The organism is Bacillus sp. FSL R5-0286, from assembly GCF_038593245.1.
GTDB classification, from domain to species: Bacteria; Bacillota; Bacilli; order Bacillales; family Bacillaceae; genus Bacillus; species Bacillus altitudinis.
The window spans coordinates 2,191,178-2,206,758 of record NZ_CP151977.1; the positions used below are offsets into that span (position 1 = coordinate 2,191,178).

The window sequence follows — 15,581 nt, forward strand, 5'->3', positions numbered from 1 at the left end:
TTTCATTATACCGTTGGTGCTGATTGACTTTTCTCAGACAGCAACTTTTCAATGCTGACAAGCTGAACGCATAACGTAAAGATGTCAATCGCCTGCTCTAGTTCTTCAAGTGTTGGGAACGTTGGCGCAATACGGATGTTACGATCAAGCGGATCGTTTCCATAAGGATATGTCGCCCCTGCACCTGTTAGTGTCACACCGGCTTCTTTCGCTTTTTGCACAACAGCTTTTGCACAATGATCGAGTGTATTTAAGCTGATAAAATATCCGCCATTTGGTTTGTGCCACTCAGCGATGCCTGTTCCACCAAGCTTTTCATCAAGGATCGAAAGAACGAGGTCAAATTTCGGCTTAATAATCGCTGCATGCTTTTTCATATGTTCCTTCAATCCTTCTGGATTCTTGAAGAAACGAAGGTGTCTTAATTGATTGATTTTATCTGGCCCAATGGTTTGAACTGATAGCTGTTTTTGAATAAAGCTGACGTTGTCCTGACTAGATGCCATCAGTGCAACACCCGAGCCTGGGAACGTAATTTTAGAAGTAGAGGCGAACATAAACACACGGTTTGCATGTCCTGCTTTGTCTACTGCTTGAAAAATATCTTTTAACGTATCAGGCGTATCTGTTAGATGGTGGACTGCATAGGCATCATCCCAAAAAATACGGAAGTCGTCTGCTTTAGTCTGCATGGAAGCAAGACGGTCAACAACCTCATCTGAATACGTAATGCCGTCAGGGTTACTATATTTCGGTACACACCAAATCCCTTTGATGGCTTCATCTTCTGCAACCAATTTTTCCACCTGATCCATGTCAGGTCCATCCGACTTCATATCTACCGTAATCATCTCTATGTTAAAATGCTCACAAATGGCAAAATGACGATCATATCCTGGGCTTGGTGCAAGGAATTTTACCTTTGGAAGCTCTCCCCAAGGTATTTTGCTGCCATATACGCCGTGAGTCATAGCACGTGCAATTGTGTCATGCATCATATTCAGACTAGAATTACCGCCAATGATGATTTGTTCTGGCTTCAGATTGAGCACACTTGCAAAAAATTTCTTTGTTTCAGGAAGGCCTGTCAAGCCGCCATAGTTTCGCACATCTGTACCATCCTCAGCTGTCATTGCATCCTTTGATGTCACGACATCGAGCATGCCCATAGATAAATCGAGCTGTTTTGGTGAAGGTTTCCCTCTAGACATGTCTAAGTGTAAGTTTTTACTTTTGTACGTTTCATATTCTTTTTGTCGTGCTGCATATAGGTCATTTAATTCTGCTTCACTTAACGCTGTAAAACCGCTCATCTTTGATTGTGCCTCCCGTATTCTTCATAGTGTAATTCGTCATTTGTTTTTTCTTCACCATTTTACCACTACCTGAAAAAGAGCGTCATCATAAATATCAAAAAAATCACACAACTTTTTTTGACGATTCATCCAATTTTTACAGGGTACGGTCAATAGGAAAAGAAAAGAAATCATGTGCAGCTTCAGTCAGCGGGAATATATCGCGGGCTTCTTTGAGTAATTGTTTCAGTGACTCTTCCCCTTGGTACCGTGCACTAATATGGGTCAAAATCAGTCTTTTTGCGCCTGCTTCCTGCGCTGTTTTTGCTGCCTGTTCTGTCGTACTGTGATAATAATTATAGGCTAGTTCTGCATCTTCTTTCCCAAATGTTGCTTCATGGACTAACACATCCGCATTCTTGGCAAGCCTTGTTATATTCTCGCACAAACGGGTATCTCCTGAAAATGCAACGATTCTCCCTTTTTTAGGGGGTTCCAAATAATCGGTTCCATCAATCATTCTTCCATCTTCGAGTGTAACGGTTTCCCCATTTTTCAACTTCTGATACAAAGGTCCAGGTTTTACACCGATTTTTTTTAGGTCTTCGGCTTTTAATGCGCCTGGTACATCTTTTTCCACGACCCGATAACCGAAAGCTGGGATCCCATGAGACACTCGTCTTGCTTCTACTTGAAAGGTCTCATCTTCAAAAACGATCCCTTCCTCTATTTCTATGATATGCAGCGGATAAGTCAAATGCGTTTGTGTCGCTGAAAGTGCCGCGTTTACAAAAGCTTTAATGCCGCTTGGACCATATATCGTCAATTCATCTTCTCCGCCTTGAAAGGACCTGCTGCCAAGCAGACCCGGGAGACCATATACATGATCACCGTGCATATGCGTGATAAAGATCTTCTCAATTTTTCTTGGTTTAATCGTTGTATGTAATATTTGATGCTGCGTCGCTTCTCCGCAATCAAAAAGCCACACGGCTTTTCTCTCTTCTAAAAGCTTCAGCGCAGTGCAAGTGACGTTTCTTGTTTTTGCAGGAATGCCTGCACCTGTTCCTAAAAAGAGCAGTTCCATTACGATTTCCTCCTACAGCCGGTATACAATCTCTTCATTCATATAGAATACATGAAGACAGGATAAATGTGAATTCAGCGGAATTTTTGAAAAAAGTCAAACTCGAGCAGAAAAAGTCGAATCAAATGTTTGCTTTACGAACAATGAACCTTTAAAATAAAGAAAATGTACATACATTCTCGGTTTTTACAACAATGCTACGAATAAAGTGAGGTACTTTTCGTGAATACAGAAACTAACTATCCAAAAGCAGTCATTGTCATTTTTGGCGCAACAGGAGACCTTGCAAAACGCAAGCTCTACCCTTCTATACATAGACTTTATCATAGCGGAAAGCTTGGAGATCAATTCGCCGTTGTAGGTGTTGGACGTCGTCCTTGGTCTCATGAAGACCTAAGAGCTGTGGTAAAAGAATCGGTCTCTTCTGATGATGCAGAAGCAAAAGCAGAGGAATTTATTTCTCATTTCTATTACCATGATTTTGATGTCTCAAGCCCTGCTTCCTATCAAGCACTGAACACACTTCTTTCTGGTCTTGAAGATACATACAGTATCCCGAATAACCGGATGTTCTATTTAGCGATGGCACCAGAATTCTTCGGAACGATTGCGAAGTTTTTAAAAAGTGAAGGCGTATCAGAAACGACTGGATGGTCTCGACTTGTTATTGAAAAACCGTTTGGTCATGACCTGCCTAGTGCCAAAACATTAAATGAAGAGATCCGAGATGCATTTACAGAGGATCAAATTTATCGTATTGACCACTACCTCGGTAAACAGATGGTGCAAAACATTGAGGTGATTCGTTTTGCGAATGCGATCTTTGAACCGCTTTGGACAAACCGCTATATTTCAAACATTCAAATCACATCGAGTGAATCATTAGGTGTCGAAGACCGTGCGAGATATTACGAGAGTTCTGGTGCACTGAGAGATATGGTACAAAACCATATGCTTCAAATGGTTGCACTACTAGCCATGGAGCCACCGATTAAGCTCAATACAGAGGAAATCCGTAGCGAAAAACGGAAAGCATTGCGTGCGCTTCGTCCATTCTCGAAAGATGAAGTGGATCAATTCTTTGTCCGCGGACAGTATGATGCAGGAACGATTGATGGCAATATGGTTCCTTCCTATCTTGAAGAGCAAAATGTGGACCCAAACTCCAACACAGAAACATTCGTTGCAGGAAAACTTCTCATCGATAACTTTAGATGGGCCGGGGTACCATTTTACATTCGTACAGGAAAACGTCTAGAAAAGAAATCCACTCAAATCGTGGTGCAATTTAAAGACATTCCGATGAACCTGTACTACGGAAACGGGAATTCCATGCATCCAAACTTACTGGTGATTCACATTCAGCCAGACGAAGGCATCACCCTTCACCTGAATGCTCGCAAGCTTGATGGCGGAACGTATGCTAAACCAATTAAGCTTGACTATCAAACAAATTACAACGACATCATGAATACACCAGAAGCGTATGAAAAGCTAATTCATGACTGTTTGCTAGGTGACGCAACAAACTTTGCCCACTGGGATGAAGTAGCACTGTCTTGGAACTTTGTTGATCCAATTTCAGAAAAATGGGCTGAAACCAAAACGTTAAAACCAAATTATCCTGCTGGTTCTATGGGACCAAAAGAAGCAGATCAGCTTCTTGAAAAAGATGGATATCACTGGTGGAATATATAAAATCAACAAAAAAAGAGCAGTCTCCCGATTGAGGGGGTTCTGCTCTTTTTTTAAAGTCGTGTTTTCGTAATTTCAACCGTTGAAAAATCAAATTTATCATAGCGATGATGGCTAAAGGAATATTCAAACGGACGGCCTGTGTTTAAATAAGCCACCTGCTCCACTTCTAGCACCGGATCCGTAGGGTCACAGCCTAAATATTGCTGATCAAGCTGATCTGATTTAGCCGCTCTAATTTTTTTGTGCGCTCCTGCTACTTTTAATTGCAGTGTGTTTGTAATGTAGCTATAGATGGAACCCAATAAAACCTCTTCATCTATTCCCTTAATGACATTGACAGGCATAAAGGTTTTTTCTAATACATATGGCTCTTCTTCTACCAAACGGAGCCGAATAATGTCATAGACAGGTGTGCTTGAGTCAATGGATAAATGAGCTGCCACCTCTTCACTTGGAAAATGCACATCAAAGCGAATGATTTGGCTCGTCACGTTTTTATCTGCCATCACTTTCGTGAACCCTTTATTTTCATGACCTGATACGTTGATCGCACCTTGATTTAGTGCTGCCTTCACAATAAATGTGCCATGACCTCTTTTTCTAAAGAGCAGACCTTCCGCCACTAAAAGATCGAGCGCACGCTTCATCGTCATTCTGCTGCATTTAAATTCAGCGGCAAGCGAGTTTTCATCTGGAATGGGTTGATCTTCTGGATAATATGCTGTTCCTATTCTTTTTCTAATTTCTTCTGAAATGAGTTCGTACTTTGTCATCTCACACCACCAACTGACTTGTTTTTTCATATCCTATTATAGCGCTTTCTAGCCTTCCTCTCATTCTACACTAAGCCTAGTGCGCTTAAAAGGTTCGAGCCACTTTCATTTCACCCCTTTCATCTTTACATAAGAAAAATACTTGCCCTTTTCAAGGAAAGAGCAAGTATCTTGATTAGAAACCATTATTCTCTGAAACCGATTGAAACCAATAGCCACTTTTTTTGATGGTACGTTTCCCGTCTTCCTCAAGGTCCACTGAGACAAATCCATAGCGATTTTTATAGGCATTCGACCATGACCAATTATCCATAAACGTCCACAGATGATAGCCTTTTACATGACTTCCTTCTTGAATGGCTTGATGCACCCATTTAAGATGCTCAGAAATAAAATCAATGCGGTAATCGTCATGAATCATTCCTTCTTCATCCTGAAACCGCTCTTCTCCTTCAACACCCATTCCATTTTCAGAAATAAAGCATTCAATATTCCCATAGTCTGTCTGGACTTTTTTCAATATATCGTAAATACCCTTTTCATAGATTTCCCAGCCGCGGTACACATTCATTTTTCTGCCCGGCATTTCAAAAGAATCAAAATAATGATCTGGCATAAATGGTGCATCAGGGTGAGGCATATGTTCCTTTGCTTTCACTCTTCTTGGCTGATAATAGTTGATGCCGAGAAGGTCGATCGTGTTCTCTTGAATGAGTTCAAGGTCTCCTTCCTCCATAGCCGGCATCAATCCTTCTTTCTTTAACACGTCCACTAGCTTCTCAGGGAAATGTCCTTTCACTGCTGGATCTAGGAAGGACCGGTTAAAGAAGGCGTCAGCCATCTCAGCTGCTTCGACATCCCGCGGATTCTGGCTTCGTGGATACGAAGGAGTAAGGTTCAGGATAATGCCTATTTTCCCATCCTGCTTCATCTCTTTATAAGCCGCAATGGCCTTAGCATTTGATAAAATCTCATGAAATCCAACTTGCACTGCCTTTTGGAAATCAACTTCGTTTGGATAATGGAAGCTATACATATATCCACCCTCTACAGGGACAATCGGCTCATTATGGGTAAACCATTTTTTCACTCGGTCGCCAAATAGCTGAAAACACAATGTCGCATAGCTGACATAATCGTCTACAACCTGCCTGTTTACCCATCCTCCCGTCTCCTGCAACGCCATTGGCATATCAAAATGATACAAGTTCACAAACGGTTCAATGTCACTCGCTATCAGTTCATTGATCACATCATTGTAAAAAGCCACAGCTTCTTCATTAATAGCCCCTTTTCCCTCAGGTAAAAGGCGTGACCATGAAATAGATAGACGAAACGAGTTGTGCCCAATCTCCTTCATGAGTCGGATATCCTCTTTGTATTTACGATAAAATTGTGAGGTTACACCTGGACCGACGCCCTGAAAAAAACGATTCGGCTCTTTTTCAAACCAGTGATCCCAAATGTTCGGTCCCTTTCCATCTCCTGGATAACTGCCTTCTGTTTGCGTAGCAGAGGCAGAAGATCCCCACCAGAAACCTTCTGGAAATGTATATGATTGACTGTTAGTTTCCATCGACATGTATTGAGTCTCCTTCACCTTTGATGTTTGTTTGTTTCGTTTTTTCTGTCGTGACTATTTTTTCATTTTTCACATTCATACGATCAATAAATTTTAGGAACGGGAACCAAATGACAAACACAATCATTAAATTAAACAGCTGAAGCAGACCGCCCGCTAATGAATTTGTTGCCATGACTCCGCTAATAAAGATCGGGACTGTCCAAGGAATATTCACGCCTGTCGGAGGCGGCACAATACCTGCGGCCATCGCAAAATAAGAAATACAAGTAATCACCATTGGCGCCAAAATCCACGGAATGAGAATAAGCGGGTTCATCACAATCGGTAAACCGAAGATAATGGGTTCATTGACGTTAAATAAACCTGGTCCTAAGCCGAGCTTTGCTACTTGTTTCAATTGCTTACTTTTAAGAAAAATTAAAATCGTAAACACAACAGCTAGCGTCATACCGGTTCCACCCATACCCACTGTATAGATTTCGATAAACTGCTTGCTGATGATGTTCGGAACCTCACCTGTTTTTGTGTAGCTTTCTAGATTTTGAATGGACAATGTATTCCAAATCGGGTCCATGACAGAGTTGATAATAATTTGGCCGTGGAGCCCAAAGAACCAAAGAATTTGTATAAAGAAAATAGCGATCAAGGTCGGAATGATACCGCTTCCAAGTCCGACAAGCGGCGCCTGAATCGCATTGTAAATCAAGTCATGCATGTTGGTTTTGAACCCTTGTGTAATGATGATATTGATCAGTAAAAAAGTTGTGAGTGTCAAAGTAGCCGGGATGAGTGCAGCAAAAGACTTAGAAACAGCTGGCGGAACCCCTTGCGGCATATTGATGACAAATTTCTTTTGGACAAAATAGCGATAAATTTCAGCCGACAAAAAGCCTGTGATCATTCCAAGGAACATTCCCTTTGCGCCTAAACGATCGACTGGGATGACGCCTGCAATGGATGCACCGCCCTCTTGTTCTAGTAAAAATGGCGTAAGGAGTAGAAAAGAGGCTAAAGCGATCACACCGCCAAAGACAGCTTCCACATCATAGCTTTTCGATAAATAGTAGCCAATCCCAAATACAACAAACACACTCATAATGCTGATGGTCGCACTCGGTGCGATATTCAGTGCAGACTGAACACCTTCCAGTGCTGTTTGACTCATGATCTTATCTAAAAATGGCAAATTCATTAATACGACCATGATGGAACCAAAAATTGTTAATGGGAACGCAAGCATAAAGGCATCCCTTAATACCCCTAGATAGCGATTGTTGTTCAATCTCCCAGCAATCGGAACCAAAATCGCACTTATTTTATCAAACATTGGTTTCCCCCCTTGTTTACACCCTTTATTGTTTCAGTGATTGCAATATCGGTAAGAGCTCTCCCACAAGCTCTTTTATTGTCAGCGTTGACATGAAATGATCTTCGGCATGCATGAGCAGCAAGGAGAATGAAATCGTTTCTCCGCTTGCCTCTTGCTGTACCATCTGAAAATGGATATCATGTGCATTCCGCAAGTCATCTTCCGCTTCTTTGAGAAGGTCAGATGCTACTGTTTCATGACCTTCTCTAAATTGTTTAAGAGATTGAAGCAATTTGCTTCGTGCATTTCCGCTGTGTAAGATCAATTGAAAACTGATTTGTTCTTCCGTGAGTCCTTCGAGTGTTTTCTTTTCCATCCTTTAAGATTCCCCCATCAATGAAACCGCTTGTTCATACGCTTTTTGTCCATCTGCTAGCCCATACGCCTGCATATCGATGACCTCTACTTCAATCCCATATTTTTGAGCTTCTTTTTGAAGATCCCCTTTTAAAAAGCTCATTTGCGGTCCAATTAATACAACATCGGCATGTGCCATTTCTTTTTTCGCTTGGTCTTGTCCGACTGCCCAAATCTCTGCTTCTTCCCCTATAGACTCAGCATGTGCCTTCATCTTTGTGACTAGTAAACTCGTAGACATACCTGAACTGCATGCTAATAAAATACGTTTCATTTCTCTCACCCCATTGTTGTAATAAAAGCGCTTCCAGTTAATATTATATATTTTTATTTTTAAATGTCTAGACATTTAATTTTATATGTATGTATTTTATTTTAAAAATGACCGTATCATTATTCATAACAAGCTTTCAGAACAAAAGAGATCTCATCCAGATATGAACGAGACCCCTTTTCTTTTAAAAAATACTCTCCGAATGAACCATAAAGTAGCTTCTTCTTCAGAAGACAGTCTTTGAGAACTTTGTTAAAATAAGTGCTAATGACTTAGCTCATTCAAAAATCCATAAATCATGAGAAGTAACTGCCCCGAGATGGAAACAGATGCTATTCCCACTCAATTTGATGGATAGGTAAACGTCTTTTGCTGCTACTTTTCGAATCTATTCATATCTTTGCAATCAAAATTTGTGTAAAGCCTGTAAAAGAAACGAGCATATTTGAATAGGGCGTATAAACGGATAAAAGCGTGTGAATGTTTATACACACGCTTTTCACTAGTCTTCACATGCACATACTAGATCATAATTTGATGTTGTGTTATCCTCTGGGCCCAGCCCGTGATCATCACGATTATCCTTTTCCTGCTTGGAATCCAGGGTACTTGGTCATACCGCCGTCTACATATAACGTCAACCCTGTCACATAGCTCGCCTCTTTTGATGCAAGCCAGACAGCACATGCTGCCACTTCTTCCGGTTTTCCGATATAACCAATCGGTATCAGCTCAATGACGCCCTTTTTCAATGCTGGATCATCAAATTTTTCGGCATTGATCGGGGTATCAATTGCGCCTGGTGCAATGCTGTTTACGCGAATTTTTTTAGGGGCATATTCTAGTGCCAGCGTTTCCGTCAAAAGCTTGGCGCCTCCTTTACTTGCTGCATAATGGACAAAATGAGGCCACGGAATTTGCTGATGGACCGACGACATATTAATAATCGACCCCTCGATCCCGTGTTCTGTCATATACTTTAATGCATCACGGCACCCTAAAAACATACCTGTTAAATTGGTGGACATCACTTTGTTCCAGTTATCTAGCGTCATTTCAGTTGAAGGAACTTCATTTTCGATTCCTGCATTATTGATCATGACATCAAGACTGCCATATGTATCAACAGCTTGATCAATCATCGCCTTCATATCCTCTTCTTTTGAAACATCCCCTTGAATTTTGACAGCCTGTCCGCCACTTTTTTGAATCTCAGCAATCGTGTCGTCCGGGTTTTCTTTATCTGAGAAATAATTGATCACTACATTGGCTTTTTCTTGTCCAAACCGGCGTGCCATCGCCTGACCTATCCCTGTACCTGCTCCTGTGATGAGAACTGTTTTTCCTTCCAAATCTGGATACATTCGCTTAAACCTCCTATTTTGTAAAACCTAGCAACACACCGCCTGCGATAATCATCAAGCAGCCTGCAATGACAAAGCTTGTTTTTGATGCTTTCTCTTTTAATAAATAAATACCGCCTAAAGTCGAGATGACAATTCCTGTTTGAGACATGGAAAAACTTACTGCTACGCCAATGAGTGGAATCGCCAAAAGAAGTCCTAGATTTCCTGTGGACCACACAAGACCAGCAATGATATTTCTGAACGTATATTTGCTAAACGGGTCTTGCTTTAGACTAATCGCTAACGATGAAAGCAGCATGCCGACAGATTGCGGAACGAGCGCAGACCAGCCATCTATATGAAACCATCTTAAAATGACGACGTATCCGACGTAGCCTACGGTTGAGATGAGCAAAATGATGATTCCCTTTTTAAAATTGCCGCCTTCGTTCCCGCCATTCTTTTTTTGACCGAGGGATGTCATGACAACGCCAGCAATAATAAATAAAATGGCACAAGAACCAATAAGTATGACCGTCATGGTCTGCCATTCTTTGAAGACGATGACACCAAATAATGTCGTGCTCACAAGCTGCATACCCGTTGATAAAGGAACAGCCTTTGACACCCCTAGAAAGGCGACACTTGATAGCTGATTCATTTGCCCAATACTCCAAAAGATCCCAGAGATAACGGAAACCGCAAAAATAAGCGGTGTCAGTTCCGGCATTTTGATCAAATAGGCGCCGATTGAAAACAAAAAAGCGCCGAGGGTAATGCCGAGTGTTTGCTGATAGGCATTCCCGCCAAGTTTGACACTGATGAGAACAATACTTCCCCAAAATATCGCTGGGAGAAGTGCATATAAAATGCCCACTTCTATCCCTACTTTCTGTTCTTTTTTACTTAGCATCCCTCTTTTTCGGATTTTTAGCCGAATAGATATAAACACAAAAAAGACCTTACCAAAGGTAAGGTCACAGCGTGTAGACAAACCCTCGCATTCGTTGTCAGTCCTGCGTGCTGGTGCTCACAAATGTCAAATTCGCTCCGCTCCAGGACTCGGCCTTCCTAGCGTGCAAAGGTTTTCTATCACGCTTAAAAGAAGACAAAGGGCTAAAATCAAGTTCATTTTAGCCCTTTGTCAACAATCTAAGACCTTACCAAGGTAAGGTCTTTTGAGGTTTTATACTTATTTCATCCATTCAGTATGGAAGACGCCTTCTTTATCTGTGCGCTCATACGTATGTGCGCCGAAGTAGTCACGCTGTGCTTGAATTAAGTTAGCTGGAAGGACAGCTGTACGATAGCTATCAAAGTAAGCTAGTGCACTTGAGAATGAAGGAACAGGAACACCTTGTTCTACTGCAAGTGAAATCACTTTACGAAGTGATGATTGATAGCTTTCTACGATATCCTTGAAGTAAGGATCAAGCAATAGGTTTTTCAATTCAGGGTTACGGTCATATGCTTCTTTGATTTGCTGCAGGAAGGCTGCACGAATGATACATCCACCGCGGAAGATCATCGCAATTTCACCGTATTTCAAATCCCAGTTATACTCATCAGACGCTGCTTTCATTTGCGCAAAACCTTGTGCATATGAGCAGATTTTACTCATGAAGAGAGCTTTTCTAACAGCTTCAATTAATGCTTGTTTATCTTCAGCTGATTGAGTTGGCTCAGGCCCTTGAATTAATTGACTTGCTTCCACACGCTCATCTTTCATCGCAGAAATAAAACGAGCGAAAACAGACTCCGTAATGATTGGAAGCGGGACACCTAAATCAAGTGAGCTTTGGCTTGTCCATTTTCCAGTTCCTTTTTGGCCAGCTTTATCTAAGATGACATCTACTAGCGGCTGGTTCGTTTCCTCATCCACTTTTGTGAAAATGTCAGCTGTGATTTCGATTAAGTAGCTGTCAAGTTCGCCTTTATTCCACTCTGAGAATACTTCATGAAGCTCATCTGCTGATAAACCAGCGACATGCTTCAAGATAAAGTATGATTCAGAGATCAATTGCATGTCTCCGTACTCGATACCGTTATGAACCATTTTGACATAATGTCCTGCTCCATCTGGACCGATATACGTTGTACAAGGCTCACCATCTACTTTCGCAGAGATGGCTTCTAAAATTGGTTTCACTAGCTCGTGCGCTTCTTTTTGACCGCCAGGCATGATAGAAGGACCTTTAAGTGCGCCTTCTTCACCGCCAGAAACACCTGTACCAATGAAGTGAATACCACTTTCCGCAAGCTCTTGGTTACGTCTTTGTGTATCCTTGTAATATGTATTTCCACCATCAATTAAAATGTCACCTTTCTCTAGATGAGGCAGTAATGATTGAATGGTTGCATCTGTTGCTGCACCTGCTTTTACCATTAAAAGAATTTTACGCGGCGTTTCAAGCGATTGAACAAATTCTTCAATGCTGTATGTGCCTACAACGTTTTTCCCTTTTGATTCTTGAAGAAACTCTTCTGTTTTGCTGCTAGATCTGTTATAAACGGACACGGAGAAACCGCGGCTTTCAATATTTAGGGCAAGGTTTTTTCCCATAACGGCTAGTCCAACGACACCGATTTGTTGTTTTGACATAATTCTGACGTCCCTTCTAACACACTATATTGATTACTGCTGAAATGATGTACCCTTTGAAATTACCACAACATCACCTCTTTTATCAAGTTTTCAGGCTAGTCATTTCCTCTTTCGTCCTGAAAAAAGTCTTTATTAAAACTTGTACCACTTGTTTTGCTCTCTTTTTCCTTAATGGTCACTCCTCTTTGGATGAGTGGTTTACCATATTTTTCTTTCAGTCCGTCTAAAAGAGATTGGAGCGGTTCGTCTTTTGCATCTTCTGTATAAGAGAATAAATCAAGCTGCTTGACGGCTGATTTTCGTTCCACAAGATCGGTCCCCGTCACACCTAAAAGTCTTACTGGCTGGTCATTCCAATGCTTTAGGAATAGCTGCTTTGCCGCCTCAAATAGATCTTCCTTTCGATCAGTAGGATTCGTGAGTGTGACGCTCCGTGTGATATTTTTCCAGCTTGCATACCGAATCATAATGAGCAGCCGGTTTGCCATCACTTCTTTTCTTCGTAATCTGGCACTCACCGATTGGGACAGTTTCTCTATTAATGAGACGAGTTCATCTGTATCATCAGAATCGTGAGGAAGAGTGGAAGAATTGCCGACAGATTTAAATTCGTATATTCTTTCTGGGTCGACAATGCCGTCATGCTCTCCGTTTGCCTTTTGCTTTAACCTCGGTCCATTGATGCCTAATAACTCTTTTAGCGCATATTCATTCGCTTTCGCTAAATCTTCAATTGTATGAATTCCGATGGTTTTCAGCTTATCTGCCGTTTTCTGTCCAACCCCATGCATGTCACCTGCAGGGAGCGGCCAGAGCATTGTCGGGACATCTCGTTTACGCAAAATGGTAATGCCCATTGGCTTTTTCCAATTAGACGCCATCTTCGCTAGAAATTTATTTGGTGCAATGCCAATACTCGAAGGAAGCATGAGCTCTTCTACGAGCCTCGTTTGAATATCATGAGCGGTTTTCACGGCATGCTCAGCATAAGGTGTATCGGTTAAATCAATATAGCCTTCATCAATTGAAACGGGTTCAACTAAGTCACTATATTCTCTTAGTATGGTAAACATTTCTTGTGAGGAGCTGCGGTATCGGTCGAAGTTGGGTGTACGCACAATCAGTCCCGGACATAGCCGCTTCGCTTCCCAGAGTGGCATCGGCGGCTTCACCCCGAGTGCTCTTGCCTCGTAGCTGCAGGTCACAACAATCCCTTTGCGCTCTTTTGCATTTCCGCTAATGGCTAAAGGTTTCCCTCTCAAAGAAGGATCATACGCCATTTCTACCGATGCATAAAAACTATTCATATCAATATGAAAAATGATTCGCCCCTTCTTTTGAGAATCAGCCATTTGCTTGCCTCCTTAGGTGATCTACTTTCCTTCACTTCACCGTGATTTCACCTGTTTGTTCCATTAGACATTTCATATGGTGTATAGTACACTGTGAGTAATGAAATGGATGTGATAATCATGATTATTGATACATTCAATGAAGTCTTTTTCCTTGTTGAATTCTTTACGATTATTCTTCCAGCGCTGACCGCCATCGGTATTGCTTTCTTATTAAAAGACTGCCGAATGAACGAGCACCTCGGAGGACATCGTTTAGAAGAGTTGGATGCATCTTGTTTGAATCGAACAGACTTTCTGTTTATCATATATGATCGCATTACAACTTGGATTAGTAAAGTCATTCGAATGAAAAGATCATCAAATGATGATGAAGACCATTCGCTTCCTCTCTCTTATTAGATTTTATTATTGAGGAGGAAATGAATTGAAACGTTTATTAACTATTTGTACGACTTTATTTTTGATGATGGTAGCGTCACCGGCATTTGCTGCAAGTGCGCAAACAAATACAAGCTCTGATGGGTTTTTCCATCATTATTTTGTTCAGCCTTTTTCTGAGTTGATTATCTGGCTTGCGAACTTTTTCCATGATGACTACGGTTTATCTATTATGTTCGTGACATTGATTGTCCGGCTGCTTATTTTCCCGCTTTTTGCAAACCAATTTAAAAAGCAGAGAGTGATGCAAGAGAAAATGGCACTCGTTAAACCTCAGATTGACCAAATACAAAGCAAATTGAAAAAAACGAAAGAACCTGAAAAACAAAAAGAACTGCAAATGGAAATGATGAAAGTATATAAAGACAACAATGTGAACCCGCTGGCAATGGGCTGTCTGCCGATGCTGATTCAAATCCCAATTGTTCTTGGCTTTTACTCAGCAATCCGCTCAACACCTGAGATCGCAACACATTCGTTCTTATGGTTTAACTTAGGACAAACTGATCTTTTGGTGGCGATCTTTGCAGGGGCCATGTATTTCTTGCAATTTTATGTCACACAAAAATTCGCAAAGCAATCAGGCACCCAAACAGAAGCCGCACTGAAACAAGCAAAAATCATGGGCATGATTTTCCCAGTCATGATGCTGTTTCTATCAATTAATGCTCCCGCTGCACTTCCTTTATATTGGATGACAAGTGGACTTTTACTCACCATTCAAACGATTATTTTAAATGTGATGTACCAAAAATCAAAAACAAAAGCTGCGGCAAACGATTCAATTAACCCAGCAGCTGAATAAATGATAGCCCCCTTACCCGAACATGATAAGGGGGCTTTATTTGTCTTCTGTAGAGCGCAACAAATAAAAGATGCGTGATCTCCGGCACGCAAAATGACCCCTTATCCATGGATAAGGGGCCTTTGTTTATGCCAATTCCTCTTTCAATCGCTCAGGCAATTGATCAAGATCCTCAATTTTCCCTAGAAACTTATTAGGGTCCACTTGTAAAATCATCTTGTTCTCTCTCTCAACGACGCCGAAGAAATATTCAGATGCTTTTGTGTTCATATGAAATGGCTTGATCTCACTTAGCTCGATATCAATGATATCTTTTGCATCAGAAACAAGGCAGCCAATCATTTGATCGTTTAATTCAAATAGTAGAACCTTAGACTGTTCGGTTACATCCAGAGGTTTTCCGTGCAGCATGACACCTGTGTCACTGACTGGAATGACCTCTCCTCTTAACGACATGAGTCCTTTAATCTCTTTTGGAAGGTTCGATACTTCTTGTAAATAAGGGACCTTCTCAATTGAGCGTATATGTTCTACGCTGATACCAAAATCCTCTTGTCCCACTTGGAAAATAATGATTTTTTGCGTGCTCACAGA

Annotated in this window: 15 protein-coding genes; 3 read left to right on the top strand and 12 right to left on the bottom strand. The window is 41.3% G+C overall.

Annotated elements, in window-relative coordinates; genetic code table 11:
- Positions 1-5: 5 nt before the first annotated feature.
- On the bottom strand, positions 6-1,313 hold the full coding sequence (locus NST24_RS11190; protein ID WP_342461782.1) for an aminotransferase class I/II-fold pyridoxal phosphate-dependent enzyme: 1,308 nt from the start codon (positions 1,311-1,313) through the stop codon (positions 6-8).
- Between the two features lie 139 nt (positions 1,314-1,452).
- Positions 1,453-2,382, bottom strand: a complete 930-nt coding sequence (gene rnz, locus NST24_RS11195; RefSeq protein WP_047945440.1) for a ribonuclease Z — start codon at positions 2,380-2,382, stop codon at positions 1,453-1,455.
- A gap of 222 nt (positions 2,383-2,604) precedes the next feature.
- Here rnz and zwf point away from each other — a divergent pair, with 222 nt between their 5' ends.
- Positions 2,605-4,080, top strand: a complete 1,476-nt coding sequence (gene zwf / locus NST24_RS11200; RefSeq protein ID WP_008342269.1) for a glucose-6-phosphate dehydrogenase — start codon at positions 2,605-2,607, stop codon at positions 4,078-4,080.
- A 50-nt stretch (positions 4,081-4,130) separates the two neighbouring features.
- On the opposite strand, the gene NST24_RS11205 is transcribed toward zwf, so the two are convergent.
- The 9 genes from NST24_RS11205 to NST24_RS11245 all read right to left on the bottom strand — a co-directional run bounded on the left by NST24_RS11205 (position 4,131) and on the right by NST24_RS11245 (position 13,741).
- Entirely contained in the window at positions 4,131-4,853 is a 723-nt protein-coding gene (locus NST24_RS11205; RefSeq protein WP_008342268.1) for a GntR family transcriptional regulator, read from the bottom strand.
- Positions 4,854-5,028: 175 nt separating this feature from the next.
- On the bottom strand, positions 5,029-6,435 hold the full coding sequence (locus NST24_RS11210; protein ID WP_144668112.1) for a glycoside hydrolase family 1 protein: 1,407 nt from the start codon (positions 6,433-6,435) through the stop codon (positions 5,029-5,031).
- Complete coding sequence (gene celB, locus NST24_RS11215) at positions 6,419-7,765, bottom strand: PTS cellobiose transporter subunit IIC (RefSeq protein ID WP_007501108.1); 1,347 nt, start codon at positions 7,763-7,765, stop codon at positions 6,419-6,421. The genes NST24_RS11210 and celB overlap by 17 nt, the downstream gene beginning before the upstream one ends.
- 25 nt (positions 7,766-7,790) lie before the next feature.
- Positions 7,791-8,123, bottom strand: a complete 333-nt coding sequence (locus NST24_RS11220) for a PTS lactose/cellobiose transporter subunit IIA (protein WP_342461783.1) — start codon at positions 8,121-8,123, stop codon at positions 7,791-7,793.
- Positions 8,124-8,126: 3 nt separating this feature from the next.
- A complete protein-coding gene (locus NST24_RS11225; protein ID WP_017367558.1) occupies positions 8,127-8,438 on the bottom strand; it encodes a PTS sugar transporter subunit IIB in 312 nt (103 codons plus the stop codon).
- Between the two features lie 578 nt (positions 8,439-9,016).
- On the bottom strand, positions 9,017-9,802 hold the full coding sequence (locus NST24_RS11230; RefSeq protein WP_008342255.1) for an SDR family oxidoreductase: 786 nt from the start codon (positions 9,800-9,802) through the stop codon (positions 9,017-9,019).
- Positions 9,803-9,815: 13 nt separating this feature from the next.
- Positions 9,816-10,661: a GRP family sugar transporter gene (locus tag NST24_RS11235; protein ID WP_342462631.1), complete on the bottom strand. Its 846-nt coding sequence runs from the start codon at positions 10,659-10,661 to the stop codon at positions 9,816-9,818.
- A gap of 315 nt (positions 10,662-10,976) precedes the next feature.
- Positions 10,977-12,386: an NADP-dependent phosphogluconate dehydrogenase gene (gene gndA / locus NST24_RS11240; protein ID WP_342461784.1), complete on the bottom strand. Its 1,410-nt coding sequence runs from the start codon at positions 12,384-12,386 to the stop codon at positions 10,977-10,979.
- 98 nt (positions 12,387-12,484) lie between these two features.
- Positions 12,485-13,741 (bottom strand): DNA polymerase IV, encoded by a 1,257-nt coding sequence (locus tag NST24_RS11245; RefSeq protein WP_007501120.1) that lies wholly within the window; start codon positions 13,739-13,741, stop codon positions 12,485-12,487.
- Between the two features lie 120 nt (positions 13,742-13,861).
- On the opposite strand from NST24_RS11245, the gene NST24_RS11250 reads away from it, so the two are divergent.
- Entirely contained in the window at positions 13,862-14,143 is a 282-nt protein-coding gene (locus tag NST24_RS11250) for a hypothetical protein (RefSeq protein WP_008342247.1), read from the top strand.
- A 25-nt stretch (positions 14,144-14,168) separates the two neighbouring features.
- Complete coding sequence (locus tag NST24_RS11255; RefSeq protein ID WP_007501121.1) at positions 14,169-14,987, top strand: membrane protein insertase YidC; 819 nt, start codon at positions 14,169-14,171, stop codon at positions 14,985-14,987.
- A 126-nt stretch (positions 14,988-15,113) separates the two neighbouring features.
- Here NST24_RS11255 and NST24_RS11260 read toward each other — a convergent pair whose 3' ends face one another.
- Positions 15,114-15,578, bottom strand: a complete 465-nt coding sequence (locus NST24_RS11260; protein ID WP_008342245.1) for a chemotaxis protein CheW — start codon at positions 15,576-15,578, stop codon at positions 15,114-15,116.
- Positions 15,579-15,581: the final 3 nt, after the last annotated feature.